Here is a 26,125-nt window from a genome sequence, read left to right as displayed (position 1 = left end):
GACGGATCGGCAGACTCTGCGGCGACGGGACGAGGGCGACACCCCTCGTCCCATCGCCGCAGCGGTCCGACCGACGAGGCGACCACGCGTACGCTGGGGCGATGAGCCGCGACGTCGCCGGGCCGCCGCGCGCGGCCGTCGTCTACAACCCGAGCAAGGTCCGCCTGCCTGCGCTGCGCACCGCGGTCGCTGCGCAGGAGGAGAAGGCGGGCTGGGCGCCGTCGGAGTGGTTCGAGACCAGCGCGGACGACGACGGACGGGACGCCGTGGAGCGTGCGGCTGCTGCACACCCGCAGCTCGTGATCGTCGCGGGCGGCGACGGCACCCTGCGTGCGGCGGCCGCCGTGCTGGCGGGGTCGGGAGTCGGCATCGGCGTGGTCCCGTCCGGCACCGGTAACCTGTTCGCGCGCGAGCTCGGGCTTCCCGTCACCAACACGGGCGCAGCCGTCGCGACCGCCTTCGACGGCGAGGATCGCCTCATCGACCTCGGCTTCGCGCACCTCGAACGCGCCGGCGGCGAGAGCGAGGAGCGCGCGTTCCTCGTCATGGCGGGCATCGGGCTCGATGCGCACATGGCCGCGCACACCAACCAGAAGCTCAAGAAGCGGATCGGCTGGCTGGCCTACTCCGACCCCATCGCGCGCAGCATCCTCGGCAACCGCCGCTTCGACATGGTCTACGGCCTGGACGACAAGCCCGACGTCGCGATGCGGGCGCACACCGTCATCGTCGGCAACTCGGGCAGCCTGACCGCCGGCATGCTGCTCATCCCCGACGCCGTCGTCGACGACGGTCTGCTCGACGCCGTCGTGATGCGCCCGAAGGGCGGTGGAGGCTGGGCCGACATCGGTTACCGCCTCGCCTTCAACCGTCTCCTCCACCGCACGCGCTTCGGCCGGTTCGTCCGCCGCCTCACCCCGAAGCCGCGCGCCATCCTGTACGCCCAGGCCACGACCTTGCGCGTCCGCTTCCGTGAGCCGCAGGAGATCCAGCTCGACGGCGACCCCAACGGGTCCGTGATCGCTGCGAGGCTGCGGGTGGAGCATCACGCGCTGACGGTGCGGGTGCCGCGCGGGTGAGTGCCACTCAGCCGGCCGGCGGCCGCCAGACCGGCGCCGCGTCGATCGCCTCCGCGATGCGCCGGCTGATGACACCCAGCTGACGCACCTGCGCGGCCGTGAGCGCGTCGAATACGAGGTGGTCGACGAGCTGCTCGTGCGCGGGGGAGGAGGCGACCACAGTGTCGTGGCCGGCATCGGTGAGGACGGCCAGCGTGAAGCGTCCGTCGCTCGGGTCGATGACGCGGCGCACCCATCCCTTCTTCTCGAGGCGGGTGACGGCTCGCGAGAGCCGCGAGAGCGTCGAGCTCGCGTAGCCGGCGAGCACGCTCATCCGCAGTGTGCGGTCCGGGGCGGTGGCGAGGGCGTAGAGCACGCCGTGCTCGAAGTGCGTCAGACCGCTGTCGCGCTGGAGCTGCGCGTCGAGGGCAGCGGGGAGGCGCTCCAGCAGGGTGGCGAGGGAGGCCCACACCTCCAGCTTCTCGCCACTGAGGGCGGCCGGTTCGGAGGGGGGCGACATGACAACAGCGTACGATGCAATGACTTGCTCAAGCAAGTCATCCCGGGTACATTCACTTGCCTGAGCAAGTGAATGGCGCATGCGGCGCCGCCACGGAACGGGAGAGGGAATGGAGCTGGGGCTGCAGGGCAGGACGGCGTTCATCAGCGGGTCGACGCAGGGGATCGGCTACGCCGTCGCCTCCGTGCTGGCCGCCGAGGGCGTGCGGGTGACCGTGAACGGTCGGGATGCGGCGCGGGTGGAGGCGGCCGTCGCGCGGCTCCGGCGCGAGCATCCCGGGTCGGACGCCTCCGGTCTCGTCGCCGACTTCGCCGATCCGGTGCAGGTCGAGGGGCTGCTCGGTGCGCTCGGGCCGGTTGACGTCCTGGTCAACAACGTCGGGCTGTTCGGTCTCGCGGAGTTCGAGTCGGTCGACGATGCGGAGTGGAGGCGCTACTTCGAGGTCAACGTGATGAGCGGCGTGCGGCTCTCGCGGCAGCTCCTCGGCGGCATGCTGGAGCGTGGCTGGGGCCGCGTGATCTTCGTCGGCAGCGAGTCGGGCGTGAACGTGCCGGCGGACATGATCCACTACGGCGTCACGAAGGCCGCGATGATCGCGCTGGGCAACGGCCTCGCCAAGCGCACGCGCGGCACCGCCGTCACGGTCAACACGATCCTCGGGGGCCCGACGTACTCGGACGGCGTCGCGGCCGCCGTCGAGGCCATCGCGGAGCAGCAGGAGATCCCGGCGGAGACGATGAAGGAGGCGATCATCGGGCAGAACCGCACGACGCTCCTCGAGCGCTTCCTCGCCCCGGACGAGATCGCGCACCTCGTCGCCTACCTCGCGAGCCCGCTGGCGTCGGCGACGAACGGCGCGGCGATCCGGGCGGACGGCGGTGTGCTGACGGGGATGCTCTAGACGCCCCCGCCGCCTCCGCCGCCGCCCCCGCCGCCCGAGAACCCGCCGCCCCCGGTCCCGCCGGACGACGAACTGCTCGCGATGGTCGTGCTGGAGGAGATGCCGGAGACCATCTGCGAGAGCACGGCCGCGTTGAACGCGGTCTGCCCGGCGTACCAGGTCGGCGACTGCCCGGTCTGCTCATAGAGCCTCCCGAGGTCCGCCTGCCACTTCTTCTCCTCGCCGAAGAGCACGGCCCACGGCAGGAGCCGCTCGGTGAGCTGCAGCATCTCGCGTGGATCGTCCGCGGCGACCGGTGCGCGCTCCGCCCCCTGCGGCGACTGGAGGTACCGGATGCGATCCGCTTCGGCGAGCTCGACGTACATCCGCAGCCCGTCGGCGTACTCGCGGAGCGTCGTGCCGGTGCTGGTCAGGGGTGAGCGCGACGTCAGGCCGGCGGCGGTGACGAACAGCACGATCGAGCCGAGAAGGATCAGGAACGGCGCCGCCCCGCCGTAGACGCCGACGATGCAGAACACCGCGCTCACGACGGCCAGCACCGTCGCGGCGAGGCCCGCGAAGAAGACCGCGCGGATCGGTCCGCTCGGACCGGACGTGCGGTAGCCGTTCCCGGTCGCATCCGTGTGGACCCGCTTCAGGACGGCGGAGATCGCGCGAGCCGCCCGTGCGTCGGACGAGCCGAGCTCGAGCGTCGCCCCCGGGGCGAGCGGCTCGCCGAAGAGCGCCTGCAGGAACTCCAGCTCATCCCGCGTCGGATGCGGCTGCCGCAGCGCCTGCCGCCCGGTGGCCTCCGTCGAGACGAACTCCAGCGCATACTTCGGCCGCCCGAGGAACCCCGTGGTCTGCAGCACCCGGACCCGCCCCGACACCGCCAGGTCGAGCGTCTGTGCCGCGACTGCCTTGCTCGTGCGCCGCAGGATGTCCGCCGTGAGCAGCAGGCCCTCCGCGGGCGGCACGTACTCCGGGATGATCGTGCCGCGTCCCGGGGCGTCCCGCAGCAGGCGCACCCGCACCACGATCGCGCCGATCAGCGTCAGGATGACGAGCACCAGTCCGGCGACCGCTGCGTACCCCCAGCCTGTGTCGAACAGTCCGTCCGCGCGCGCGATGAACGTCCCGGACGCGAACCCGATCGCGAACGTGAGGTTCTCCCGCGCCCCCAGCCGATCGGCGGTGAAGCGGAACCCGTCTGCGGTGCGCTCGACGGTCGCTGCCTCCGTCGAGCCCTGCGCGCCCCGATACGCGGACGCCGTGCCCTTCAGCGCCTCCGCCAGCCCGGAGCCGAGATGCACGGTCGCCGTCACCCGGTCGAACGGCTGCGCCCACTCCGTCCCGTTCGCGTCCCAGTAGAACTCGTCGTCGTCCGTGTCGGCGAAGTGCCGCGTCACATCCGTCTGCCGGTAGGTGATGACGTACGTCTGCTCGCCGTGCACGAACTCCTTCGCCGCGATCGTCAGCGAGAGGACACCGTCGTCCGACTCGCTCGTGTATGCCCGCGGGGACCCGTTCCCGTCCGTCACGGACACGACCTGCAGGCCCGTCGGATGCCCGTCGTATTCTTCGACCAGCTCCCGCCGGATGCCGTGGTTCTGGTCCGTCTCGGGGAACCGTGCGACGAGCGTCTCGACGGTGGTGAGGGTCGAGTGCCCGCGGGCGTCGCGTCCGAGGCGGTAGTCCCCGTCGAAGCTGGCGAAGGTGAAGTCGTCGACGGAGGCGGGGGCATGGCCGGGCGGACGCTCGGACGTCGTCGTCCGGGCTGCTGCTGCTCCCGCCGTCGCGCTCGCCAGGAGCACGATCGTGACGAGGGCGCCCAGCGCGGAGGCGACCACGTGCCGAGCACCCCGGGCGACCCCACCACGCGGCTGTCGAACCCGATCGAGGACTCCCACGTCACCCGCCGTCCTCCGCCCGCGGGCGGCGTCGTCGGCAGCCGGTCCCTCCGGCGGCCCCCTCCATCCTGACATCGTCGCGAGTGCAGGACCGAGTGTGCGATGCGCAGTACTGTGCAATCCGTGGTACTGTCTGAAGCGAGACAGTGAGGTGGTGTTGTGGACACGACGCAATTGCTGAAGGGCGTGCTCGATGTCGCCGTGCTCGCGGTCGTACAGGAGGACGACGGCTACGGGTACGACATCGTCCGGCGCCTCCGCGAGGCCGGCCTGGGCGAGGTGGGCGATGCCTCCGTGTACGGAACGTTGCGGCGTCTCTACACCGCCGGCGCTCTCTCGAGCTATATGGCGCCGTCCGAAGGCGGTCCGAATCGCAAGTACTACGCCATCAACGCCGAGGGGGTGGAGATGCTCCAGAGCCAGCGCCAGACCTGGACCGCCTTCTCCGCGGCGATGTCCGAGCTGCTGGGGAACGCTCCTCGGCAGCACTCCCCGTCCGTCCGCACGATCGGAGAACGATGATGCACACCACGACTCTGCGTGACGACGTCGCCGCGTTCGCCGCGGCCGTCCGCTCCCATCTGAGCGACCTTCCCGCGGATGACGTCGACGACCTGACCGACGGACTCGAGGCCGACCTGCTCGAGCAGGCCGAGGACAACGACGGGGCGCTCACCGCGGACGACCCCGGGCAGTACGCCTCCGAGTTGCGAGCGTCGGCCGGGCTGCCCGAGCGGGCAGGATCAGCCGCGGCGCCGACGCTGCGGGAGCGGGTGGGGGAATCCGTCGCCCGCATGCGGGGGGAGGCGTCGCGGCTGGCCCGCTCGAGCCGATTCGGCGCGTGGCTCACCGACTTCCTGCTGGCGCTCAGGCCGGCCTGGTGGGTGTTCCGTGGCTGGGCCGTGTACGTCGTGGGCTGGCTGCTGTTCACCGGGCAGGCCCGCCTTCTGCCCACCCAGATCCTGGGCTGGGTGGTGCTCGGCGCGAGCGTTCTCGTGAGTGTGCAGTGGGGGCGCGGCCGCTGGCTCCCGCAGCGATGGCTGACGTACGTCCGGCTGCTGGCTTCCGTCGTCGCCGTGCTCGCCGCGCCGTTCGTGGTCGGCGGCCTTGCCTCCGCGGTGAACGACTCCGGCTCGTACGCCGCCGGGCCCGTCGACGACCTGCCACCTCAGGGTCTCACGCTCGACGGCTCGGCCGTGACCAACATCTTCGGCTACGACGCCGACGGCCGTCCGCTCGACCACATCCAGCTCTTCGACCAGAACGGCGCGCCGCTGGTCACCGTCGGCGGCGACTCCACGGGCCTGGACGCCGACCCCAACACGTCGGACGCCGTAGTCCCGGTTCCGTATGCCAAGATCGGCAGCACCTACGTGTGGAACGTCTACCCGTTGCGCGTCGCGCCACTCGACGCCGACGGCCGGCCGAAGACGGGCGAGGAGGCGGCGGCGTCCCTCCCGTTCCCGGCGACCAACCCGCTCAGCGCGTACGAGCTGCCGACCCCGGAGCCCGCCCCGACCCCGACCCCGACCCCGAGTGTGACTGCGCGTCCCGGTGATGCGGCCACCACGACGCCCACACCGGTGCCGACGCCCGCGCCGTGACTGCTCCTCTGCCGGCCATGCGATGAGTCCCGGCGGTCCGACCGCATCGGGCGAGAGGGATGATCTGTCGAGTCCGCGGGCAGCTGGCGCTCGTCCGCAATCGTCGACGCGGCCTGGGTGCGGCACCGCAGCCCCGCGATCAGAAACCTCGGTCGAGTCGCTACCCCCGTTCGACGTCGGCGGCGCGGTGAGCACGATCGGAGTAGATGAGAAAACTGGCTACTCCAATACTGCCTCCAATAGTTTCGGGTTAGTTGCTGGTTAGCCGCGAAGTATTGCGCATTGGATTGCTCAATCCGATGGCAGCGGACGGATGGGCGCGCCATTCTTCGCCAGCTGGCACGTCCGCCGTGCATAGAGCGCGCAGGCCGCAATAGTTTGAGTCTAATATGGCTTTAGCGCGAAAGTATTGGAGGCACTCGTGGGTAGGCAGCGTATCTCCCTGACACCAGCCGCGCAGGACGCGCTCACCGTCCTCGGGCAGCAGATCCGCTTCGCACGCCATGACCGTGTGTGGTCGATGGCGGAACTCGCCGCACGTGCAGGTGTGTCCGAGAACACGGTGCGAGCGATCGAGACCGGAGGGGCGAACCCGTCCATCGGGAACGTCTTCAATGTCGCCGTCGCCGCCGGCGTGCCGCTGTTCAACGCCGACCGTGACGAACTCGACCGGCTCGCCCGAGACGGCGCCGCCCGCCTCGCCCTGCTCCCCACCCGAGTGGATGAGCCGCGCCGGAAGGATGTCGATGGCGACTTCGACTTCTGACCGGTTCTACGTTTGGGTGTGGCTCCCCGGCGAGACCTCACCGGTCACCGCTGGGGTCCTCGCGCCGAGAGGCACGGACCTCCGCTTCCGATACGGCGATCGCTACCTCGAGCGACCGAACGCGATCAGCCTCGGCCCGGACCTTCCGCTCGGAACCGACTGGCACGAACCGCAAGCCGACCTGCACATGCCCGGCAGCGTTCGGGACGCAGCACCCGACGCGTGGGGCCGCCAGGTCATCCTCAACCGGCTCACCGGCCGCCGCGGCGTCGACGCCGACACCAGCCTGCTTGACGAGCGCACCTACCTGCTGCAGTCCGGCTCCAACCGATTCGGCGCACTGGACTTCCAGACCAGCGCGACCGACTACATCGCCCGGCGAGACACCGGTTCCCTCGACATGCTTCACCAAGCCGCGGACCTGGTCGCCGCGGGGCTGCCCGTCCCTGAACCGCTCGCGGACGCGCTCACGCTCGGCACCGCGATCGGCGGCGCGCGGCCGAAGGCGCTGCTGGAAGCGGACGGGAAGCACTACATCGCGAAGTTCTCCACCAGCACCGACCCGTTCTCTGTCGTCGGCGCAGAAGCGGCCAGCATCGTCCTCGCCCGCAAGGCCGGCATCCGCGTCACCGACTCCCACGTCGTCCGCTCCCTCGGCCGCGACGTCCTCCTGATCGAACGGTTTGACCGCGTCGACGGCGGCCGCCGACTGGCCGTGTCCGGGCTCACCATCCTCGGCCTCGGTGAGATGACGTCCCGCTACGGCACGTACCCGGACCTGCTCGACAAACTCCGCGCATCCGCTACCGCACCTGAAACGGTCGGCGAGGAGCTGTTCACGCGGATCGCGTTCAACATCGCGATCAGCAACACCGATGACCATCTGCGCAACCACGCTGCGTTCTGGGACGGTGAGCACCTCGACCTCACCCCTGCGTACGACCTCAGCCCGATGAACCGGTCCGGCGAGACGGCGAAGCAGATTCTCGCGTACGGGCGCGACGGGGAACGGGACAGTACATTCGTCGGCCTCGTCGCCCAGTCGCACGTCTACGGTCTCAGCCAGGTCCGCGGCCGCGAGATCGTCAAGGATCTCATCGCCACCATCAGCGACGGTTGGGACGAGGCTGCGGAACTGGCTCGGCTGACCGCCACCGACAAGATGCTGCTGTTCGGGAGGCAGATCCTGAACCCCGGCACAACACATGGCCTCTGACCTGTTGGACCGGCTCCAGGAGCGGGGGCCTTGTGCGCGTCACTGTTGAACTGCAACACAGCGAACCGGTCGTCGCGTCGGCACTGGGAACGGTCGATCAGCTCTTCGAGCTGAGCGACCCGTGGCCTCGGGTGACCAGCGGAACGCGACGACTCTCACCCTGCGAACACTGGAGCGAGTGACGGGAATCGAACCCGCGCTATCAGCTTGGGAAGCTGAAGTTCTACCATTGAACTACACTCGCGTGGCCTTCGAACCCAATGAAACACTGGGCGGTCGGGCTGCGGCCCAGACTACCCGGTCAATGGTTTTTGGCCAAACCCGCCGAGCGTGATCGTGATGGTGTCGTCCGGTCGATGAGGGCAGGGCGGTGTCGCGTCGCTGGTCGGGTCGGAGGCTACAGTTGCTTTGTCGTTGGAGCGAGGGGCGTCGAGGAGGTCCGTGACTGATCATCGGGTGACGATCGTCGATGTCGCCAACAAGGCGGGGGTGGCCGTGAGTTCGGTCTCGACCGCGTTGAACGGCCGGCCGGGGGTGTCCGAGGCGACACGCGAGCGGATCGTGCAGATCGCCAAGGATCTCGGATTCGTGCCGTCGCTCCGTGGCAAGAGCCTGTCCGGGCGGCGGGCGTACACGGTCGCCCTCGTGGTCCAGCGTGATCCTGACGTGCTCGAGCTCGACCCGTTCTTCGGCGGCTTCATCGGCGGGGTCGAGGAGGCGATCGATCCGCGCGGCTATGCCGTCGTGCTCCAGATCGGGGCGCAGCCGGAGGCGATCCTGCAGCGGTACCGCAAGCTCGCGGCGGACCGTCGCGTGGATGGCGTCTTCCTCGTCGATCTCGAAGCGGACGACCAGCGGATCCCCCTGGTGCAAGAGCTCGGGCTGCCGGCGGTCGCCGTCAATCCGGGGGCGGACTTCCCCCTCCCGGCCGTGCGGCAGGACGCCGAGGCGGGCATCCGGGCGACGGTGGAGCACCTGGTCGGCCTCGGCCATCGCCGCATCGCCTTCGTCGGCGGGAGGGCGGGATACCTGCATTCCCTGCAGCGCGAGGCGGCCTGGCGGTCGGCGCTGGACGCGTTCGGTCTCGACCCGGGACCGGCCGTTCCCGGCGATTTCACGTACGAGGGGGGCGCGGCTGCGGCATCGGAGCTGCTCTCCCTCGCCCATCCTCCGACCGCGGTGGTGTGCGCGAACGACCTGTCCGCACTGGGCTTGATCGCGCAGGCGCAGCGGCTCGGCGTGTCGGTTCCGGAACGCCTTTCGGTGGCGGGATTCGACGACATCCGCCTCGGAACCTACGTGCGCCCGTCGCTCACCACGGTGCGCACGACGCCGCGCGAGCTCGGGCAGGAGGCGGGGCGGCTCCTCATCGACCTGGTCGAGAGCGGTCAGGCGGCGGACGTCCGCGTCGCCGACGCCGAACTGGTCGTCCGCGATTCCACGGCGGCGGTCCCGGCGAGCGCGACCCGCTGACGCCGGGAGGCGGCGGCGCGTTGCGTCGCCCCCGTCCCGTGTGTGAGACTTTCGCCGTACCGAAACGTTTCGGTAAACGTCGTGCCCGCGAGGGCCTGCTCGATGAGGAGACCTGGATGACCACTCGCCGACCCGCTTGGAGGCGACGAATCGTCGCCTCGCTCGCCTCCGTCGCCCTCGGCCTCGTCGCCGGACTCGGCGCCGTTCCGGCGGCGGCCGCCGGGGCGACGCTCACCGTGAGCGCCGCGGAGCTGGACACCTCCGGCACCGTCGCCATCAGCTACGACGCCACCGGCTCGGCCGGCGCGAAGAACTGGATCGGGATCTACCGGCACGGGCAGAAGCCGGGCAGCGGGTCCTCCTCCCTCGACTGGCGCTACGCCCCGGGAGCCGGCGGCAGCTTCACCTGGGGACCGGGCTCGCGGGACGGCTGGACCCACGAGGCGGCCACGATCGGCGCAGGCGACCTGGACGTCTACCTGCTCGCGAACGACGGATACGGCGTCCTCGCCGGGCCGGTCGCCCTGCGCGTGCGGGTGCAGACCGTCCCGCCCAAGCCGGCGGTCGACGGCGTCAGCGAGCTCGACGTGCTCTCCTTCAACATCTGGAAGGGCGGGTCCGTCGTCTCCGGCGGCATCCAGCACGCGGCGGACGTCATCCGCGAGAGCGGCGCCGACGTGGCGTTCCTGCCCGAGCGCTTCGACCCGCGGCTCACGGACGCGACCCCGGCCATCGCCGACCAGCTGGGCTACCACTCCGTCTCCGCCACCGACACGGGTCTGGTGTCGCGCTATCCCATCGTGTCCACGACCACGGTCGGTGCGCGCTGGACCAAGGCGATCATCGATGTCAACGGCACCGATGTCGCGGTCTACGGCGGTCACCTCGAATACCGCTGGTATGCGGAGTACCTCCCGCGCGGGTACGGCCCGACCGCGATCGGGGACTGGCCCGCGGAGTTCCTCGGCGGCGGCGAGCTCAGCGCACCGGTGACCGACGTGGCGACCATGCTCACCATGAACGCCCAGTCGGGGCGGCCCGACTCGGCACGGGAACTGCTGGCCGACGTCGATGCGGAGAAGAAGGCGGGGCGCCTCGTCGTGGTCGGCGGCGACTTCAACGAGCCGTCGGCACAAGACTGGACCGCAGCCACCGCGGGACTCTTCGACCACCGAGGGGCCGTCGTGCCGTGGCAGACGACGCGCACCCTCCTCGACGGCGGACTGGCTGACTCCTACCGCCAGGCGCATCCTGACCCGGTGAAGAACCCCGGGTTCACCTGGCCCGCCGGCAACCCGAACGTCTCCGTCAACAGCCTGACCTGGGCTCCGAAGGCCGACGAGCGGGATCGCATCGACTACGTCTTCTACGCACCCTCGAGTCGCCTGGAGCTCGCCTCCGCGGCCGTCGTCGGTCCGCGCGCGACGATCGTCCGCAGCCAGCGGGTCGACGACGACAGCGACGATGTCATCGTCACTCCCGACGCCGTGTGGCCGAGCGACCACAAGGCCGTGCTCAGCAGGTTCCGCGTGTGCGCGGAGAGCTGTGTGCCGGACCAGCCAGGCGGACCGACGACCGGTCGGGAATCGGTGACGGCCGATGCGTCGCGCGTCGGCTCCCCCCTGATCGTGCGGGGGAGCGGATTCCTGCCGGGGGCGGCGGTGACCATCGAACTGCACTCGGAGCCGACCGTGCTCGGAACGGTCGAGGCGGGCCAGGACGGCGCCTTCCGCTTCGAGGCGACGGTGCCCGCCGGCACGGCGCCGGGAGATCACTCCCTCGTCGCGCTGATCGATGGTGCGGAGGTCGCACGGACGGCGGTCCGAATCGACGCGGCCGCCGATACAGGAGGAGGCACGGGACCATCGGATCCGGGCTCCACGGATCCGGGCTCCACAGCGCCGGGCTCCACAGCGCCGGGCTCCACAGCGCCGGGCTCCTCCTTGTCGGACCCGTCGGCCGCGTCGACGAGCCGTGAGCTCGCCAGCACCGGGAGCGATGCAGTGCCCACGACGCTGATCGCCGTCGCGGTCCTGCTCCTCGGTCTCGTCCTGGCCATCGGTCGACGGGGATCGCTCCTGGCCGCTCGCGCGCGAGGGGGCCGACGTGCGTGAGGATGTCGCGCAGGGCGCGGAGCCGAGGTCTCCGCGCGGAGCTGCGACCCTGCCCCGGCTCGTCGCATTCGACCTCGACGACACCCTGGCGCCGTCCAAATCGCCCCTGACGCCGCGGATGACGTCGATCCTCGTGCGCCTCCTCGACGTCTGCGAGGTGTGCGTGATCTCCGGCGGCAGCTACGAGCAGTTCCGCCGCCAGCTCCTCGCGCGTCTTCCGGAGGGGCCGGACTTGCGCCGCCTGCACTTGATGCCCACGTGCGGGACGCGCTACCTCCGATGGGTCGGCGGCACCTGGACGCTGCAGTACGCGGAGGATCTCTCCGACGAGGAGAAGCGCGCGGCGGTCGACGCCATCGAAGAGGAGGCGCGCCGGCTCGGGCTGTGGGAGCCCGACACGCGGGGCCCGGCCATCGAGGATCGCGGATCCCAGATCACCTTCTCCGCCCTCGGGCAGGACGCGCCGATCGATGCGAAGGCGGCGTGGGACCCGGGCGGCGAGAAGAAGGCCCTGCTGCGTTCCGCGATCCAGGGGCGCCTGCCGGGGCTCGAGGTCCGGTCCGGCGGGTCGACGAGCATCGACGTGACGAGGGTCGGCGTCGACAAGGCGTACGGGATGGCTCATCTGGCCGAGCTGACCGGGATCGGCTACGCCGACATGCTGTTCGTCGGCGACCGCCTGGATCCGGATGGCAACGACTACCCCGTCCGGCGCCTCGGGGTGCCGACCCGGGCGGTGCACGGCTGGGAGGAGACGGCGGCCGTCGTCGAGGATCTCCTCGCCCAGGCGGTCACGGACGTCGCGTAGTTGCACCACCGGCGGGAACGTGCCATGATTCGACTACCGAAACGTTTCGGTAACGTGCAATCACCACCCGAGCACTCACAGAGGAGACCCCCAATGGCAACAACGAGGTTGCGGAAGAGCACCGCGATCCGGCGCGCGCTCGCCGGCATCGCGGCCGTAGCGACGATCGGCGCGCTGGCCGCGTGCTCGAGCGCGAGCGGCGGATCGTCCGACGGCGAGCCGAGCGGCAAGCTGCAGCTGCTGGTTTCGAGCAGCGACGCGACCGACGCAGGCTTCCGCGCGGTCAACGACGCGTTCAAGAAGAAGTACCCGGATGTGGATGTCGTCTTCTCGACCGTCTCGAACGACAACTACCCGGCGACCAAGTCTTCGCGCCTCACGGCCTCCAACCTCGACCTGTTCGTCGTGAAGGGCATGACCGAGACCCCCTCCTACGCCAAGGACGCCGCCACCGACGACGCCCGCCTCGCTGCGGCCGGCGGCCTGGTCGACCTCACGGACGAGGGCTTCCTGAAGAAGTACACCCCGACCCTCCTGAAGGCCCAGGCCATCGGCGGCAAGCAGTACTCGGTGCCGACGGGCGTGAGCTACTACACGGGCGTCTTCTACAACAAGAAGATCTTCGCCGACAACGGCCTCTCCGTCCCGACGACCTGGAGCGAGTTCACCTCGACGGTCGACACGCTCAAGGCCAAGGGCATCACGCCGTTCGGTCTCGGCGGCAAGGACAGCTGGCCCGCCGGCCTTCCCATGCTCGCCTCGGTCGCCTCGAACTACCCGACGGCGGCCGACAAGCAGAAGCTCGCCGAAGACATCTGGACCAACAAGGCCAAGCTCACCGACCCCACCGAGGTCAAGGTGCTCCAGCAGACGGAGTACGTGCTGCAGAACGCGCAGCAGGGCGCGGCCGGCGCCGACTACACGTCGATCCCGGCGGGCTTCGCCGCCGGCGACTTCGCGATGACGGTCGACGGCACCTGGGACCAGCCGACCATCGACGCGGCCGTCGCCAAGAAGTTCGACTACGGCTACTTCCCGTTCCCGGGCTCGGAGACCGCTGCCGACAACGCGTTCCTCAACGGCAAGACCGAGCTGCAGCTGGCCATTCCGACCTCGGCGAAGAACAAGACCGCGGCTCTGGCCTGGCTCGACTTCTTCTCGCAGAAGGACACCTACCAGCTGTTCCTCGAGAAGTCGGGCTTCTCGTCCGCGCAGCCGGACATCGAGACCAGCGCGTTCCTGCAGTCCATCGCCCCCTACACCTCCACCTACCAGCCGGCGTGGGACCAGATCTGGTTCGCGAACAACAAGGCCGGCCAGGACGCGGTGTTCCCGTTCAACTACCCGGCGTTGACCCCGCTCGGCTCCGACTCGCCGGAGCAGGCGGCGGCGGCGGCGCAGAAGGCCTGGACGGCCGCGGGCTGACCCACTCCCGTGACGGCGGGCCGCGACCGGCGACGGCGCGGCCCGCCCCAGGGCTCGAACGACAGTGAATCGAACGACACATGGCTGAGACCTTCCCCTTCCCCCGGCGCACTCCGGTGCGCGTCACCTTCGGGCTCGGGATGCTGCTGCTCGGGATCTTCGGGTTCGTCCCGGCGATCGGCGTGCTGGTGGCCTCGTTCACCGACCTCCGCGGGCTGCCGGGCCTGCCGATCAACTTCGTCGGCATCCAGAACTACGTCGACTTCTTCTCCCCGGCGAAGTGGGCCGACAGCGCCAACGCGCTGACGAACACGGTGATCTTCGCCTTCGCGAGCACCCTGATCCAGATCGTGGTCGCGCTGGCGATCGCGGTGCTCCTGAACCGCAAACTCAAGGGCCGCAACTTCTATCGCGCGGTCGTCTTCATGCCGACCATCCTCGGCGTGACCGTGACGGGTCTGGTCTGGTCGCTGATCTTCAACGTCAGCGGCGGCCCGGCGGCATCGATCCTCGGGCTGTTCGGCGGTCACTCCGCGTTCTTCGGCGACCCGCATCTCGCTCTCTCCCTGGTCATCCTCGTGCAGGTGTGGATGGTGCTGGGCGTCTCGGTCATCATCTTCCTCTCCGGTCTCCAGGCCGTGCCCGAAGAGCTGCACGAGGCCGCGGAGATCGACGGCGCGAGCGCGTGGCAGCGTTTCCGCAGCGTCACTGTGCCGCTTCTCGCTCCGTCCATCACGGCGAACGTGCTCCTCGGCATCGTGAACGCCCTCCAGAGCTACCAGCTCATCTACGTGCTCAGCGGGCCGAACAACCGGTCGACCCAGGTGCTCTCGCTCCTCGTCTACGTGCAGGGCTTCGGCGGAGCGTCCGGCACGACACTGTCCCAGTCCCAGGGCTATGCGGCGGCGGTCTCGATGGTCCAGTTCGTGCTGGTCGCAATCGTCTCCATCATCGCCCTGGCCGTGCTCCGCCGACGGGAGGCCAAGCTGTGAGCACCACCATCACCCCCGCCCCGACGGGCGGCGCGGATGCGCCGTCCACCGAGGGAGACGACCGGAGACGGCGGGAGTCCCCGGCGGCACCGAGCCGACGACGACGCCGCCGTATTCCGATCGGGGCATACATCTGCGCCCTCGTTCTGCTGGTGGTCTTCCTCTTCCCGCTCCTCTATCTGCTGAACACGGCGCTCAAGACGCAGGCCGAGTTCGTCGCAGACCCGGTCGGCCTGGTGCGCGACCCGCAGTGGGGAAACTTCGTGACCGCCTGGAACACAGGCGATTTCGGCGCATACATCCTCAACAGCGTCCTGTACACGGCCGCCGGCTCGGCGATCGGTACCCTCCTCACGCTGGTCCTCTCGTTCCCGGTCGCACGAGGCTACGTGAAGGGCGCCAAGTACTGGTCGGTGATCTTCGTGCTGGTGCTGTTCCTGCCCAACGCGCTCATCACCCAGTTCCAGCTGCTGCTGCGCCTCGGCCTGTACGACACGCAACTCGGCTACATCCTCCTCGTCGGCGTGGGCGTGGGCGTCGGCCCGCTGCTGCTGAGCGGCTTCGTGAAGTCGATCCCGCGGGAGCTCGACGAGGCGGCGGCGATGGACGGCGTCGGCTACTGGCGCTACCTGTTCGGCTTCATCTTCCCGCTCGCGCGCCCCGCCCTCGTCACCGTGTTCATCCTCCAGGCGGTATGGATCTGGAACGAGATCATCCTCGCGACGGTGCTCCTCGCCGACCCGACGAAGTTCCCGGTGACCGTCGGCCTCTACGCCTTCAAAGGCACCTATGGCAACCAGTGGCCGCTGCTGGCGGCCGCCACCTTCATCGTCGCCGCTCCGCTGATCGTCGGCTACATCTTCATTCAGCGCTATCTCGTCAACGGAGTGGTCGGCGCCATCAAGGGCTGACCACCGCTCGCGACCGTCCACCACCATCCGAAGAAGGGTCCTGTGTCCTCCATCTCCTCGCTCTCCACCTCCACCCGCGTGCCGTACGCGCTCGAACGCGTCGGCATCGTGATGGAGCCGGACCCCACTGATCCGCGACAGGTCGAGGGAGTGCTCAATCCCGCGACCGTGCAGAGTCCGGACGGCACTCTCCATCTCTTCCCGCGGCTCGTCGCCGAGCACAACGTCTCGCGGATCGGCCGCGCGCGGGTCGTCTTCGACGGCGGCGTGCCGAGCGGTGTCGTCGACCTGGAGATCGCCCTGGACGCGGACCGCGGCTGGGAGCGCGGCACCGAGCACGGCGGGGTCGAGGATCCGCGCATCACCACCATCCCGGACCTCGGCGTGCACGTGATGAGCTATGTCGCCTTCGGCCCGCTCGGACCGAAGCCGGCTCTGGCGGTCTCGACCGACGGCGAGAGCTGGCGACGTCTCGGGCCCCTCCAGTTCGAGTACGACGACGCGCTCGACACCGACCTGAACCTGTTCCCGAACAAGGACGTCGTGTTCTTCCCCGAGGTCGTCCCCGACCCGCAGGGCGCGCCGAGCTTCGCCCTGCTCCACCGGCCGATGTGGGACTTCGGGTTCGTGCGCTCCAGCGAGCGGCCGCCGCTGCCCACCGGAGTGCCGGACGACCGGGCCAGCATCTGGATCTCCTACGTGCCCGTCGCCGATGCGATGCAGGACCTCTCGGCGCTGGTGCGCCCGCGGGGGCACCGCTTCGTCGCCGGCCCCGAGTTCGCCTGGGAGGCGCTCAAGATCGGCGCGGGCCCCGCGCCGCTGCGCGTGCCGGAAGGGTGGCTGCTGCTCCATCACGGCGTGACCGGCGACGTGGGGGAGAGCGCATTCGTGCCCCACGCCTTCGACGTGAACTACGTCGTCGGGGCGATGCTGCTCGACGCCGACGACCCGTCCCACGTGCTCGCCCGGACGAGCGAACCCCTGCTCACCCCCGAGACGGCGGAGGAGACGGCGGGCACCGTGGCCAACGTCGTCTTCCCCACGGCGATCGAGCGGATCGGCGACGAGCACTTCGTGTTCTACGGCGCCGCCGACACCCGCATCTCCGTCGCCCGCCTCGTGCGGACCGCCGACTGACCGTCGCGGCGCCGGCCCCTCCTCGCGTGTGACCGGCGCCGCATCCTCCCTCCGAACCGCCCCCCGAACAGCTCGACCCGCTCCAGCCGCACCACTCGCTCCACACACCCGAATACGATCCCCCGATCCAGAGGAGTCTGCGCAATGTCGCGTGACCGAGAAGCATCCCCAACCCCAGGGCGCCGCACCATACGCGCCCGCCTCGTCGGGGCGACAGCCGCCGTCGTCGCCCTCGTCCTGGGCCTCGCAGGACTCACGAGCGCGCCGGCGACGGCCGCCGACCTGAACTCCGACGTCGCCACCATCGTGTCCCGGCTGCAGGACTACTACCTGAGCCAGGGCGACGAAGTGCAGATCGCCAACGGCATCTACCTCGCACAGACGTCCAACGCGCTGGACTACGTGAAGTCGCAGAACGCGGACGGCTCGTGGTCCGATGTCGATTACACCGACCGCACGAGCTCGGCCAACGGCAAGACGTGGGACGCCTACAAGGCGCTCTACCGCATGGTCGCGATCGCGCAGGCCTACCAGGACAAGACGGCGAAGGGCTTCCACGACGCGAGCCTGCTCGCCGCCGAGGAGCGCGCGCTCGCCTACTGGGACAAGGCCGACCCGGGCAACACCAACTGGTGGGAGACCGAGATCGGCGAGTCCATCGCGATGGGCCGCATCTCGATCTTCCTCGGCGACGTGCTGAGCGCAGACGGGCTCGCCCTCACCATCAAGCACAATCAGGGCAAGCTCGACCCGGCCGGCGCGAACGGCGCCTGGCGCACGTCCGACTACCTCTACAAGGCGCTCGCCACCCGCAACGCCGACCAGATCACCGCGGGCTTCGCCACGATGGTGAAGACCGTCGCCGTCGACAACTCCGGCACGGTGCAGGAGGCGGTCCAGCCGGACGCCACGTTCTGGGCTCACGGTGCGCAGCTCTACAGCGAGGGCTACGGCATGGCCCTGTTCACCCAGGTCGCGATGTGGGCCGACTCGGCGCGGGGCACCAGTCTCGCCTTCACCCGCGACCAGCTCGACACCATCGCCTTCTACATCATCGACGGGACCCGCTGGATGATCCGCGGCGAGATCGGGATGCTCTACCTGCTCTACCGGCCGGCCACCACGGTCGACGGCGTCACCAGCTACGCCGCGGTGTTCCTCGACCCTCTCGACCGGATGGCGCGCACCGACGCGCTCTACGCGAGCGACTACCGCGAGCTGGCCGACAGCATCCGCGGCAAGACCGCGGGCAACGGCCAGACCGGCAACACCTACTTCTGGCGCTCCGAGTTCTCGTCGCACCAGCGCGCGGGCTTCGGCATCTTCACCGCCCTCAACTCCAGCCGCACGGTCGGCAGCGAGTACCGCTCCACGCTCCGGAAGGACGTCGGTAACGAGGTCGTCTGGAGCAAGGCGGGCGCGACGGCGATCCAGGTGACGAACAAGGAGTACACGGCGCTCGGCCCCGCCTTCGACTGGTACCACTACCCCGGCACCACCGTCCCGTACGTCAAGGAGACCACCCTCGGCACCGACGGACGCTCGACCAACGGCGGCAGCTTCACGGGCGGCGTCTCGGACGGGAACTACGGCGTCAGCGTCGAGAGCCTGGACCGCGCGAGCACGCAGGCGCAGAAGAGCTACTTCTACCTCGACGACGGGATGGTCGCACTCGGCGCGGGCATCACCTCCACCAACGCGGCCGCCGTGCACACGACGGTCAACCAGGTCGACGCGAAGCCGAACGCCTCGGTCGACGGAACCGCGGTCGCCGCCGGAACCGACGGGAAGGTCGTCAGCGACCCGTCCTGGGCCTACAACGACAAGGTCGGCTACGTCTTCCCGTCGAGCGACCCGGTCGTGGTCTCCGACAAGACCCAGACGGGCAGCTACTACGGTGACCAGCCGCAGAGCCACGACGCGTTCACCCTCTACTTCGACCACGGGGTGAAGCCGACCGGGGCCGGCTACGAGTACATCGTCCTGCCCGGCGCCACGCCCGCGCAGACCGCCGCCTACGCCGCGAACCCCGCTGTCAGCATCCTGCGCAACGACAGCGCCGTGCAGGCGGTGCACGACCCCCGCGTCAAGCGGACGATGGCGACGTTCTACCAGGCGGGCTCCCTCGACCTCGGCGACGGCCGCACGCTGACCGTCAGCCAGCCGGCGATCGTGCTGCTCGACGAGTCCGGCCCGACGCCGGTCGTCAGCCTGTCGAACCCGGGACAGCCCGGGCTCCTGGTCAACGTCGGACTCAGCGGCGCGGGAGCGGCCATGCACGGCACCTTCGTGCTCGGCTCGGGCGCCGCGCTGGGCAAGACGGTGTCCGCACCCTTGGCGGCGGACGAGTCGGACGGCTCGCCGTACACCGCCTCCGCTTCCGCGTCCGGGCACGGCCCCGCGCTCGCCGGCGACGGCGACCAGGGCACCTACTGGCAGTCGGCCGGGGACAGCCCCTGGCTGCGGCAGCAGCTCGCCGCCGGGTCGTTCGCGACCAGCGTCGACATCGACTGGGGCACGGACTACGCCACCCGGTTCCTCGTCCAGACCTCCACCGACGGCACCAACTGGACCGACCAGAAGCTCGTGCAGAAGGGGACCGGCGGGCACCAGCACGTCGACTTCCCGGCGACCGCGGCGAACTTCGTGCGCGTCCTGCTGCTGGACAGCAGCGGGTCGGGGGGATTCGCGGTGCGGGAGCTCAAGGCGAGCGCCAGCGTGAACCTCGCGCTCGGGGCGCCGACCACGGCGTCCGACGGCACCAACCCGGGCAGCGCCACCGACGGCAACATGACCACCCGCTGGATCGCCGATCGCACCGGATCGCCCGACACCTCGTGGCTGCAGGTCGATCTCGGCAGCGTGCGCACGATCGGTGCGGTGCGGATGTTCTGGGAGTCGTCGTACGCGAGCCAGTACAAGATCCAGGTGTCCGATGACGGCAAGACGTGGACCGACGCGTACGTCACCCCGACCGCGGGAAGCGACGGCGCCACGGATCTCGTGGCCGTGTCGGCGACCGGCCGCTACGTGCGGATGCAGACGGTGAAGCGTGCGCTCACCTCGTACGGCGTCTCTCTGTTCGAGTTCGAGGTGTTCGGCGACTCCTCCCTGCTGTCGGCGCCGACCGCGGGCGGGCGGGTGAACCTGGCCAAGGGGCAGCCGACCACCGCGGACAGCGTGTACAACAACCTGGCCAACATCACCGCCCCGATGGCGACCGACGGATCGAAGACCACCAAGTGGTCCTCCGCGCGGCCGACCGGCGCCGCGCCGTACACCAACCAGAACTGGCTCCAGGTCGACCTCGGCTCCGTCCGCGGCGTGTCGCAGGCAGTGGTGGAGTGGGAGTCCAGCAACTCCACCGACTACCGCCTCGAGGGCTCGGTCAACGGCACCGACTGGACGCAGCTCGCGCACGTGCAGAACACCGCCACGGGAGACCACCGCCGCGACACCACCGATTTCCCGACCGCGGAGATCCGTTACATCCGGGTGATCGGCGCTCCCGCGACGAAGTACGGGCTCAACATCTGGGAGTTCGAGGTCTACGGCGGGTACGCCCTGTCGTGCGCAGCGCCGGTCACGGCCGATCGCGACAGCACAGCGACCATCGCCGCCACCATCAATCCGGTCGACGGCAGCGACTCCTTCACCGCACATGTGCTCGACAGCAGTGTGGCGACCCTCTCAGGGCAGCCCCGTATCGGCGCCGACGGACGGATCGAGTTCGATGTGAAGACGCACGGGGGCGGTACGACCGCCGTGCTCGTCGGGCACGCCAACGGGGACGAGTCCGCGTGGTGCAGCCTGTCGGTCGCCGTCGACACGAGCGTGCTCCAGCAGCTGGTCGATCAGGCCAACGGGCTCGACAGCACGCGGTACACGGCCGCCAGCTGGGCGCCCCTCCTCCCCGCGCTCGAGGCGGCGAAGACGGCCCTGAAGACAGCCGGCCTCACTCAGGCGACGATCGACGCGCGCGCCGCGGACCTCCGTGCAGCCATCGACGGGCTCGCGGAGCCGGCCGACCCGACGGTCGCGCTCACCGGAGACCCGGTCGCCGGTGGTCGCGTCGACCTCACCGGCGCCGGGTTCGGCGCGGGGGCCGCGCTCACGATCGAGCTGCACTCCGCGCCGGTCGAGCTGGGCACTGTCGCGGCGGACGAGTCCGGCGCGTTCACGACGACCGTGGCCATCCCCGCCGACACGGCCCCCGGCCGCCACACGATCGCGGTGCTGCAGGACGGCACCGTCAGAGCCTCCCTCGAGGTCGAGATCCGCGCCGCGGATCCGTCCGGCAGCGGGGGAGGGGGAGACACCTCCGGCTCCGGGTCGGGCTCGGGCACCGGGCCGGGAGCGCCGTCGGCGACGCAGGACGAGGACGACCTGGCGAAGACGGGCGGTGACTCCACCGCGCTCTGGCTGGGCGGGGGGATCGCCGTGCTGCTCCTCGCCGCAGGTGCGGTCTTCGTGAGCCGTCGTCGCCGCACGGAGGGGTGACGGTGCGGGCCCGGCCGATCGTGGCCGGGCCCGCATCCCTCGACCCACCGCCCTGAAAGGAATCGCTGTGACCCGTGTCGATGAGCGTTCGAGAGCGCCCTTCCCGTTCCTCAGGCGAGTGCTGACGGGCGGTGTCGCAGCCGCACTCGCCCTCGGGCTCGTCACGGGGAACGCCGGCCAGCCGGCGCAGGCCGCCGACGCCGCGCCGGCCTTCGGCGCGCCGGACTCCACCGCGGCGGACTACTACGGCGCCCTCCTGCGGCACACGCAGTGGGTGAACACCGTGTGGGACGCCTCCATCGGCGCGTACAAGCTCGCCGACTTCGACTTCGCCGTCGTCCTCGGTAACGCCGTCCTCGTGACACAGGGCGACTACGACGCCCAGCTCGCCGGGATCTCCGAGGAGGACCTGCGGCAGAAGACGGTCGCGACGATCAGGTACTACGCGGCCTCCAACCGGTTCGTCGATCCGAAGGGGACGTGGGGCAAGCGGCTGTTCTGGGACTCGACCTTCCAGTCGTACTTCCTCGACGCGGGGCGGCTGATGTGGGATCAGCTGGACAGCACGACCCAGGCGAACCTGAAGACGATCGCGGCCGGGCAGTCGACCTACACGGCAGACCTCGACTACGGGCGCGACCCGATGTCGGGCTCGTGGACGGCGGAGTGGCCGAACGGGCGGCACGAGGACGACACCGCGCTGGAGGAGTCCGGCGTGTACACGCAGGCGCTGGCGCCGGGCCTCGCCTGGGCGCCCGACTCCCCCGATGCCGGCCGGTGGGCGGAGCAGTTCGACGACTGGGCGCGCAACGCGGCCGGCCAGCCCGTCGCGGACGCGAACAATCCGGCCGTGGTGGGCGGAAAGCCGATCTCGTCGAACACGATGGACAACATCTACGACACCTATGTCGTGGACAACCACAACACGGTCGAGCCGCACTACCAGTCCGACATCTGGCGCTCGGGCGGCCGCAACTCCATCCAGTTCATCCTGAACGGACAGCCGATCCCGGAGATCCTGCTCCAGCAGCCGAACTCGGCGGAGCTGTGGAACTCGCTGAAGCTGTTCCTCTCCGGTCAGGGCGAGCCGTTCCAGCCGATGAAGGACGATCGCGAGTTCCTCTACGGACGCGACATCATTCCACTCGCGTTCCTGGGTCAGGTGCTCCGCGACCCCGACGCGGCACGAGCCGAGGCCGACATCGCCGGTTCCCTCGCCGCCTATCAGGGCTACGCGCCGGTCAACCGGCTGGCGAAGTTCTCGGGCGAGCCGAAGTACGAGCCGGAGGCGCGCGCCGAGATCGCGATCTCGTATCTTCTGCATGTCCATGCGGCGGAGTCGGCGGGCGGTGTCGTCGCACCCACACCCGAGGACCAGTTCTTCCAGCGGCTCTCGGGCGTCCGCGACTACGGCGCGCGCGCCGGGCTGACGGTTCAGCAGGCCTCCGCGGCCTGGGCGGCGGCGTCCAGCCGGGCGGGGTACGTGAAGTTTCCCTGGGTGCCGGGCCACGACGACTGGCTCTTCGACGTCTCCGGCGCGACCCCGTTCCTCTACCCGACCCCGTCGGCGGCGGTCGGCACACGCAACGTCTCCGTGTACACGGCGCCGCGTGACGGTTTCGACGGCACGGCCTCGCTCTACCAGCTGGGCGGCGGCTACGCGGGCCAGGTGACGCTGCCGGACGGCTCGGCCGTCTACGCCTCCACGGGCGCTGGCCCGGACGACGGAAGCGTCCGGGTGCGCAACCTCGACATGTCCGGTTACGACGGTCTCGACGGATCGCGGACGTACTCGTCCGCAGAAGGCGACACGACCGCGACCCTTCCGGAGACGCATGTCGTCGACCCGGCCGATGCCAAGGCGGCCCGCGTCGATGACCTGGCCTTCGAGCCGGTCGGCGCGCGCTACGTCCGGATACAGGGTCAGCAGGGCGACCCGACCTACGGCTACTCGCTCTATTCGCTCCACGTCTACGGCGACGGCTCCGCGACGGCGAAGGACCTGGCAGCAGGGAAGACCGCGACCGCGTCCAGCGAGGACGCGAAGAACGCTCATCTCGCCGCGCACGCCGTCGATGCGAGCGCCTCCACCCGGTGGCGGTGTCGGTGGCCGACCGCACCCGGGCGGACTCCTGGATCCAGGTCGACCTCGGGTCGTCGCAGACGGTCTCGAACGTGCGTCTTGCGTGGGAGTCCAGCGCGGGCGCCCGCTACACGGTGCAGACCTCCGAGGATGGGACCAATTGGACGACCCGGTCGGCGTACGGTGGAGCGCCCGCCGACGTCAACGTGTCGCGGCTCGACACTGTGGACCTGACCCCGGCCGGCGCAGCCGAGCCGGCGCCCGTGACCACACGGTTCGTGCGGATGCAGGGCGAGCAGGGGGACCCGGCCTACGGGTACTCGCTGTACCACCTGCGCGCACTGACGCCGACGGGCGTCGACGCCGCAGCCGGTCGGCCGGCCAGCGCGTCGAGCGCCGACGGTTCGTATCCGGCGAGCGCCGTCACGGACGGCACAGCGACGACCCGGTGGGCCGTGTCGAAGGCCGATCGGACCAGGGCGGATTCCTGGGTGCAGGTCGATCTCGGCGCTCCGACCGCGATCTCGCAGGTGCAGCTCGGCTGGGAGAGCGCGGCAGGCCGTCAGTATCGCGTCCAGACGTCCCTCGACGGCGTGACCTGGCAGGATGCGGCGGCGTTCCGTTACACCGGCGACCAGATCCTCTCCAGCTCGGGAGATTGGCTCGATGTCGAGGGGAAGGCCGGCTTCGTCGTCCGGGGCTCCACGGCTCCGATCACGGTCTCGCGTGAGGGCGATGCGACCAACGTCGTCCGGCTCGCGGATGGCACGGCGGGGGCGCGCCTGATCGAGATGCTCCCGGCGGACGCCGCGGTCACCCGGGCGAGGGCCGCCGCCGCGGAACCGACCACCGACGCCCCGGGCGTCCTCGTGAGCTCGCTCGGCGGGTACCTGACCGCGTTCAACCTCACCGGTGCGGACGTGAAGACCACGGTCGTCGTCCCGTACACCGGGGCGGCCGTCCCGCTGTATGCCGGGACGCAGCAGCTCGGTGCGCAGGCGTCGACGCTCGCGATCACCCTCCCGGCGGCGACGGCGGTCGTGCTCGCTCCCCGTGCGACGGTCCCGACGGCTTCGGCCGCGACGGGAACTCTCACCGCGACGCTCCCGGACGCTCGCACCGTGGAGCTGACCGGGTCGCCGGCGACCGTGGACGTGACGAACGTCGAGACCGGTGAGACGCGGGCGGCCACGATCGCTGCGCCCGCCGTGCCGACGGCGGCTGCAGGGCTCGCCTCCACGGCGACGCCTGCCGCTGCCGGCCCGGCCCCGAACGTCGTCGTGTTCGCGTCGGCGACCGCCTACCCCGTCGCCGACCTGGCGCTCAGCACCTTCACCTACCCCGCGTCCGTGCTCCCGGCCGGGATGACATCGCCCGGCCTCGCCGTCGATGGCGACGCGACCACCGCGTGGGTGCCGGGACCCGGCGGACGGATGGTCACCGACCTCGGGTCCGTTCGCGCGATCGGGTTCGTCGCGACCGCGTGGGACGGCGCCGCCGTGCCCGACGCGCAGGTGGCCGTGAGCGACGACGGGATCACTTTCACCCCCGTCGGCACGATCGCCGGCGGCACGCGGACGGGGTCGCTGGAGGTCGCCGGGAACGCCCGCTACGTGGCGCTCACCACGCGGTGGCGGACAGGCGAAGCCGGCCTCACCGCCCTGCGCGTGCTGCCTCCGGGCGTGGCGGTCGACCAGCCGGGCGACGGCACCGGCCCGGGCGGCGATCCCGGCGAGGGGACCGGCCCCGGCGGCTCGACTCCGGGCAGTTCGACACCGGGCGGCACCGGCCACGGTTCCGACTCCGCCGGCCGGCACGACCCGGACGCGCTCTCCGCGACGGGCCTCAGCGTGGCCGCCGGCGCACTGCTCGCGGCGCTGCTCCTCGGCGCCGGCGCGGTGCTCCTCGTCCGGCGACGCAAGCGCACCGGCCGGGTGCACTGACGCCGTCGGCCCGCACGCGACCTATTCCGCCGGGGAGGCGTCGCCTTCCCGCACGTACGACGCGAGCGCCGGTCCCGGCTGAAGCACCCCGTTCACGATCGCCTGGATCGCGAACTCGCTCGCGCCGGCCAGGTCGATGGCGCCGGGCTGCAGCAGCCATTGCAGCTGCAGGCCGTCCATGACCGCGAGGATGGACGCCGCCGCCTTGTCGATCGCGTGGGGGTCGGTCACACCCTCTTGCGCGCAGAGCTCCCGGAAGGCGTCGTCGATCTCGCTGCGGAGGGTGCGGTAGCGGTCCTCGAAGTAGGTCTTGGCCGGGTGGTCATCGGTGACGGACTCGGCGGAGAGCACGGTGTAGACCTGCACGATGCCCGGGCGCTCGGCGTTGCGGAGGGCCGTGCCGACCAGGTGCATGAAGAGCGCGGGACCGCCGGGGATGTGGCGGTCGGCGAGGTGGGCGACGTCGTCCTGGTCGCGGAACTCGATGACCTCGAGGAGCAGGTTCTGCTTGGAGCCGAAGTGGTGCAGCACGCCCGCGTGCGTGATGCCGACCTGCTCGGCGATGTCGGCGAGGGTGCCGTTGGTGGAGCCCTTGGTGCCGAAGACCTCGACGGCGGCGCGCAGGATGTCCTTGCGTTTGCGCTCTGTCTGGGGCCGCGGATTGACCGTACCGCCGGTGGTCGCCATCCCGCATCGTCCTTCGCTCGTGGTTGCGTGGCAGCCTACCACCCAGTAGCCTCACGCTAACTTGCTTTCTGACCAGTAAGCAAGTTATGGTCACCGAA

The 26,125-nt window shown here is 70.4% G+C and carries 18 protein-coding genes and 1 tRNA gene; 15 read left to right on the top strand and 4 right to left on the bottom strand.

Translation table 11 applies throughout. From position 1 onward, the window contains the following. Window positions 1-101: 101 nt before the first annotated feature. On the top strand, window positions 102-1,079 hold the full coding sequence (locus IT072_RS19135; protein WP_223358422.1) for a diacylglycerol/lipid kinase family protein: 978 nt from the start codon (window positions 102-104) through the stop codon (window positions 1,077-1,079). 7 nt (window positions 1,080-1,086) lie between these two features. Here IT072_RS19135 and IT072_RS19130 read toward each other — a convergent pair whose 3' ends face one another. Beyond that, window positions 1,087-1,578: a MarR family winged helix-turn-helix transcriptional regulator gene (locus IT072_RS19130; protein WP_223358421.1), complete on the bottom strand. Its 492-nt coding sequence runs from the start codon at window positions 1,576-1,578 to the stop codon at window positions 1,087-1,089. A gap of 109 nt (window positions 1,579-1,687) precedes the next feature. Between IT072_RS19130 and IT072_RS19125 the strand changes: the two genes are divergently transcribed. Next, window positions 1,688-2,479 carry an SDR family NAD(P)-dependent oxidoreductase gene (locus IT072_RS19125; protein ID WP_223358420.1) on the top strand — a complete coding sequence of 264 codons (792 nt, stop codon included), beginning with the start codon at window positions 1,688-1,690 and terminating at the stop codon, window positions 2,477-2,479. On the opposite strand, the gene IT072_RS19120 is transcribed toward IT072_RS19125, so the two are convergent. Beyond that, complete coding sequence (locus IT072_RS19120; protein WP_223358419.1) at window positions 2,476-4,308, bottom strand: DUF2207 domain-containing protein; 1,833 nt, start codon at window positions 4,306-4,308, stop codon at window positions 2,476-2,478. The genes IT072_RS19125 and IT072_RS19120 overlap by 4 nt on opposite strands. A gap of 219 nt (window positions 4,309-4,527) precedes the next feature. On the opposite strand from IT072_RS19120, the gene IT072_RS19115 reads away from it, so the two are divergent. The 4 genes from IT072_RS19115 to IT072_RS19100 all read left to right on the top strand — a co-directional run bounded on the left by IT072_RS19115 (window position 4,528) and on the right by IT072_RS19100 (window position 7,954). Then, window positions 4,528-4,890 (top strand): PadR family transcriptional regulator, encoded by a 363-nt coding sequence (locus tag IT072_RS19115; protein ID WP_223358418.1) that lies wholly within the window; start codon window positions 4,528-4,530, stop codon window positions 4,888-4,890. Continuing rightward, window positions 4,887-5,972 (top strand): hypothetical protein, encoded by a 1,086-nt coding sequence (locus tag IT072_RS19110; RefSeq protein WP_223358417.1) that lies wholly within the window; start codon window positions 4,887-4,889, stop codon window positions 5,970-5,972. Before IT072_RS19115 ends, IT072_RS19110 begins: the two co-directional genes overlap by 4 nt. A 421-nt stretch (window positions 5,973-6,393) precedes the next feature. Next, on the top strand, window positions 6,394-6,738 hold the full coding sequence (locus IT072_RS19105; RefSeq protein ID WP_223358416.1) for a helix-turn-helix domain-containing protein: 345 nt from the start codon (window positions 6,394-6,396) through the stop codon (window positions 6,736-6,738). Next, window positions 6,719-7,954 carry a type II toxin-antitoxin system HipA family toxin gene (locus tag IT072_RS19100; protein ID WP_223358415.1) on the top strand — a complete coding sequence of 412 codons (1,236 nt, stop codon included), beginning with the start codon at window positions 6,719-6,721 and terminating at the stop codon, window positions 7,952-7,954. Before IT072_RS19105 ends, IT072_RS19100 begins: the two co-directional genes overlap by 20 nt. A 170-nt stretch (window positions 7,955-8,124) precedes the next feature. On the opposite strand, the gene IT072_RS19095 is transcribed toward IT072_RS19100, so the two are convergent. Next, window positions 8,125-8,198 (bottom strand) — tRNA-Gly (locus IT072_RS19095). Window positions 8,199-8,395: 197 nt separating this feature from the next. Here IT072_RS19095 and IT072_RS19090 point away from each other — a divergent pair. From IT072_RS19090 to IT072_RS19050, 9 genes are all read left to right on the top strand, one after another. Next, window positions 8,396-9,427, top strand: coding sequence for a LacI family DNA-binding transcriptional regulator (locus IT072_RS19090; RefSeq protein ID WP_223358414.1), 1,032 nt, complete (start codon window positions 8,396-8,398; stop codon window positions 9,425-9,427). 116 nt (window positions 9,428-9,543) lie between these two features. Then, window positions 9,544-11,541 carry an endonuclease/exonuclease/phosphatase family protein gene (locus tag IT072_RS19085; protein ID WP_223358413.1) on the top strand — a complete coding sequence of 666 codons (1,998 nt, stop codon included), beginning with the start codon at window positions 9,544-9,546 and terminating at the stop codon, window positions 11,539-11,541. Beyond that, window positions 11,534-12,349 (top strand): HAD-IIB family hydrolase, encoded by an 816-nt coding sequence (locus IT072_RS19080; protein WP_223358412.1) that lies wholly within the window; start codon window positions 11,534-11,536, stop codon window positions 12,347-12,349. The genes IT072_RS19085 and IT072_RS19080 overlap by 8 nt, the downstream gene beginning before the upstream one ends. 93 nt (window positions 12,350-12,442) lie before the next feature. Continuing rightward, the gene (locus IT072_RS19075; protein WP_223358411.1) at window positions 12,443-13,774 is read left to right on the top strand and encodes an ABC transporter substrate-binding protein; all 1,332 of its coding nucleotides are present in this window, start codon (window positions 12,443-12,445) and stop codon (window positions 13,772-13,774) included. Window positions 13,775-13,854: 80 nt separating this feature from the next. Further along, window positions 13,855-14,766 (top strand): carbohydrate ABC transporter permease, encoded by a 912-nt coding sequence (locus tag IT072_RS19070; protein ID WP_223358410.1) that lies wholly within the window; start codon window positions 13,855-13,857, stop codon window positions 14,764-14,766. Then, complete coding sequence (locus IT072_RS19065; RefSeq protein ID WP_223358409.1) at window positions 14,763-15,677, top strand: carbohydrate ABC transporter permease; 915 nt, start codon at window positions 14,763-14,765, stop codon at window positions 15,675-15,677. Before IT072_RS19070 ends, IT072_RS19065 begins: the two co-directional genes overlap by 4 nt. A 111-nt stretch (window positions 15,678-15,788) precedes the next feature. Further along, the gene (locus IT072_RS19060; RefSeq protein ID WP_223361018.1) at window positions 15,789-16,814 is read left to right on the top strand and encodes a glycoside hydrolase family 130 protein; all 1,026 of its coding nucleotides are present in this window, start codon (window positions 15,789-15,791) and stop codon (window positions 16,812-16,814) included. Window positions 16,815-16,958: 144 nt separating this feature from the next. Then, the gene (locus tag IT072_RS19055; RefSeq protein WP_223358408.1) at window positions 16,959-21,314 is read left to right on the top strand and encodes a discoidin domain-containing protein; all 4,356 of its coding nucleotides are present in this window, start codon (window positions 16,959-16,961) and stop codon (window positions 21,312-21,314) included. 2,106 nt (window positions 21,315-23,420) lie between these two features. Then, entirely contained in the window at window positions 23,421-25,340 is a 1,920-nt protein-coding gene (locus IT072_RS19050) for a discoidin domain-containing protein (protein ID WP_223358407.1), read from the top strand. Window positions 25,341-25,361: 21 nt separating this feature from the next. Here the strand turns inward: IT072_RS19050 and IT072_RS19045 are convergent, their stop codons facing one another. Continuing rightward, complete coding sequence (locus IT072_RS19045; protein ID WP_223358406.1) at window positions 25,362-26,027, bottom strand: TetR/AcrR family transcriptional regulator; 666 nt, start codon at window positions 26,025-26,027, stop codon at window positions 25,362-25,364. Window positions 26,028-26,125 lie beyond the last annotated feature (98 nt).

This window comes from Leifsonia sp. ZF2019 (genome assembly GCF_019924635.1).
Classification (GTDB): Bacteria; Actinomycetota; Actinomycetes; order Actinomycetales; family Microbacteriaceae; genus Leifsonia.
Note: the sequence above shows the minus strand (reverse complement) of the source record. Positions and strands in the feature narration are given on the sequence as shown.

Excerpts from the sequence above, each read along its gene's own strand:
- IT072_RS19135 (WP_223358422.1), top strand. The coding sequence starts at position 102 with ATGAGCCGCGACGTCGCCGGGCCGCCGCGCGCGGCCGTCGTCTACAAC.
- IT072_RS19055 (WP_223358408.1), top strand. The coding sequence starts at position 16,959 with ATGTCGCGTGACCGAGAAGCATCCCCAACCCCAGGGCGCCGCACCATA.
- IT072_RS19100 (WP_223358415.1), top strand. The coding sequence starts at position 6,719 with ATGGCGACTTCGACTTCTGACCGGTTCTACGTTTGGGTGTGGCTCCCC.
- IT072_RS19110 (WP_223358417.1), top strand. The coding sequence starts at position 4,887 with ATGATGCACACCACGACTCTGCGTGACGACGTCGCCGCGTTCGCCGCG.
- IT072_RS19045 (WP_223358406.1), bottom strand. The coding sequence starts at position 26,027 with ATGGCGACCACCGGCGGTACGGTCAATCCGCGGCCCCAGACAGAGCGC.
- IT072_RS19085 (WP_223358413.1), top strand. The coding sequence starts at position 9,544 with ATGACCACTCGCCGACCCGCTTGGAGGCGACGAATCGTCGCCTCGCTC.
- IT072_RS19070 (WP_223358410.1), top strand. The coding sequence starts at position 13,855 with ATGGCTGAGACCTTCCCCTTCCCCCGGCGCACTCCGGTGCGCGTCACC.
- IT072_RS19125 (WP_223358420.1), top strand. The coding sequence starts at position 1,688 with ATGGAGCTGGGGCTGCAGGGCAGGACGGCGTTCATCAGCGGGTCGACG.
- IT072_RS19075 (WP_223358411.1), top strand. The coding sequence starts at position 12,443 with ATGGCAACAACGAGGTTGCGGAAGAGCACCGCGATCCGGCGCGCGCTC.
- IT072_RS19130 (WP_223358421.1), bottom strand. The coding sequence starts at position 1,578 with ATGTCGCCCCCCTCCGAACCGGCCGCCCTCAGTGGCGAGAAGCTGGAG.
- IT072_RS19060 (WP_223361018.1), top strand. The coding sequence starts at position 15,789 with ATGGAGCCGGACCCCACTGATCCGCGACAGGTCGAGGGAGTGCTCAAT.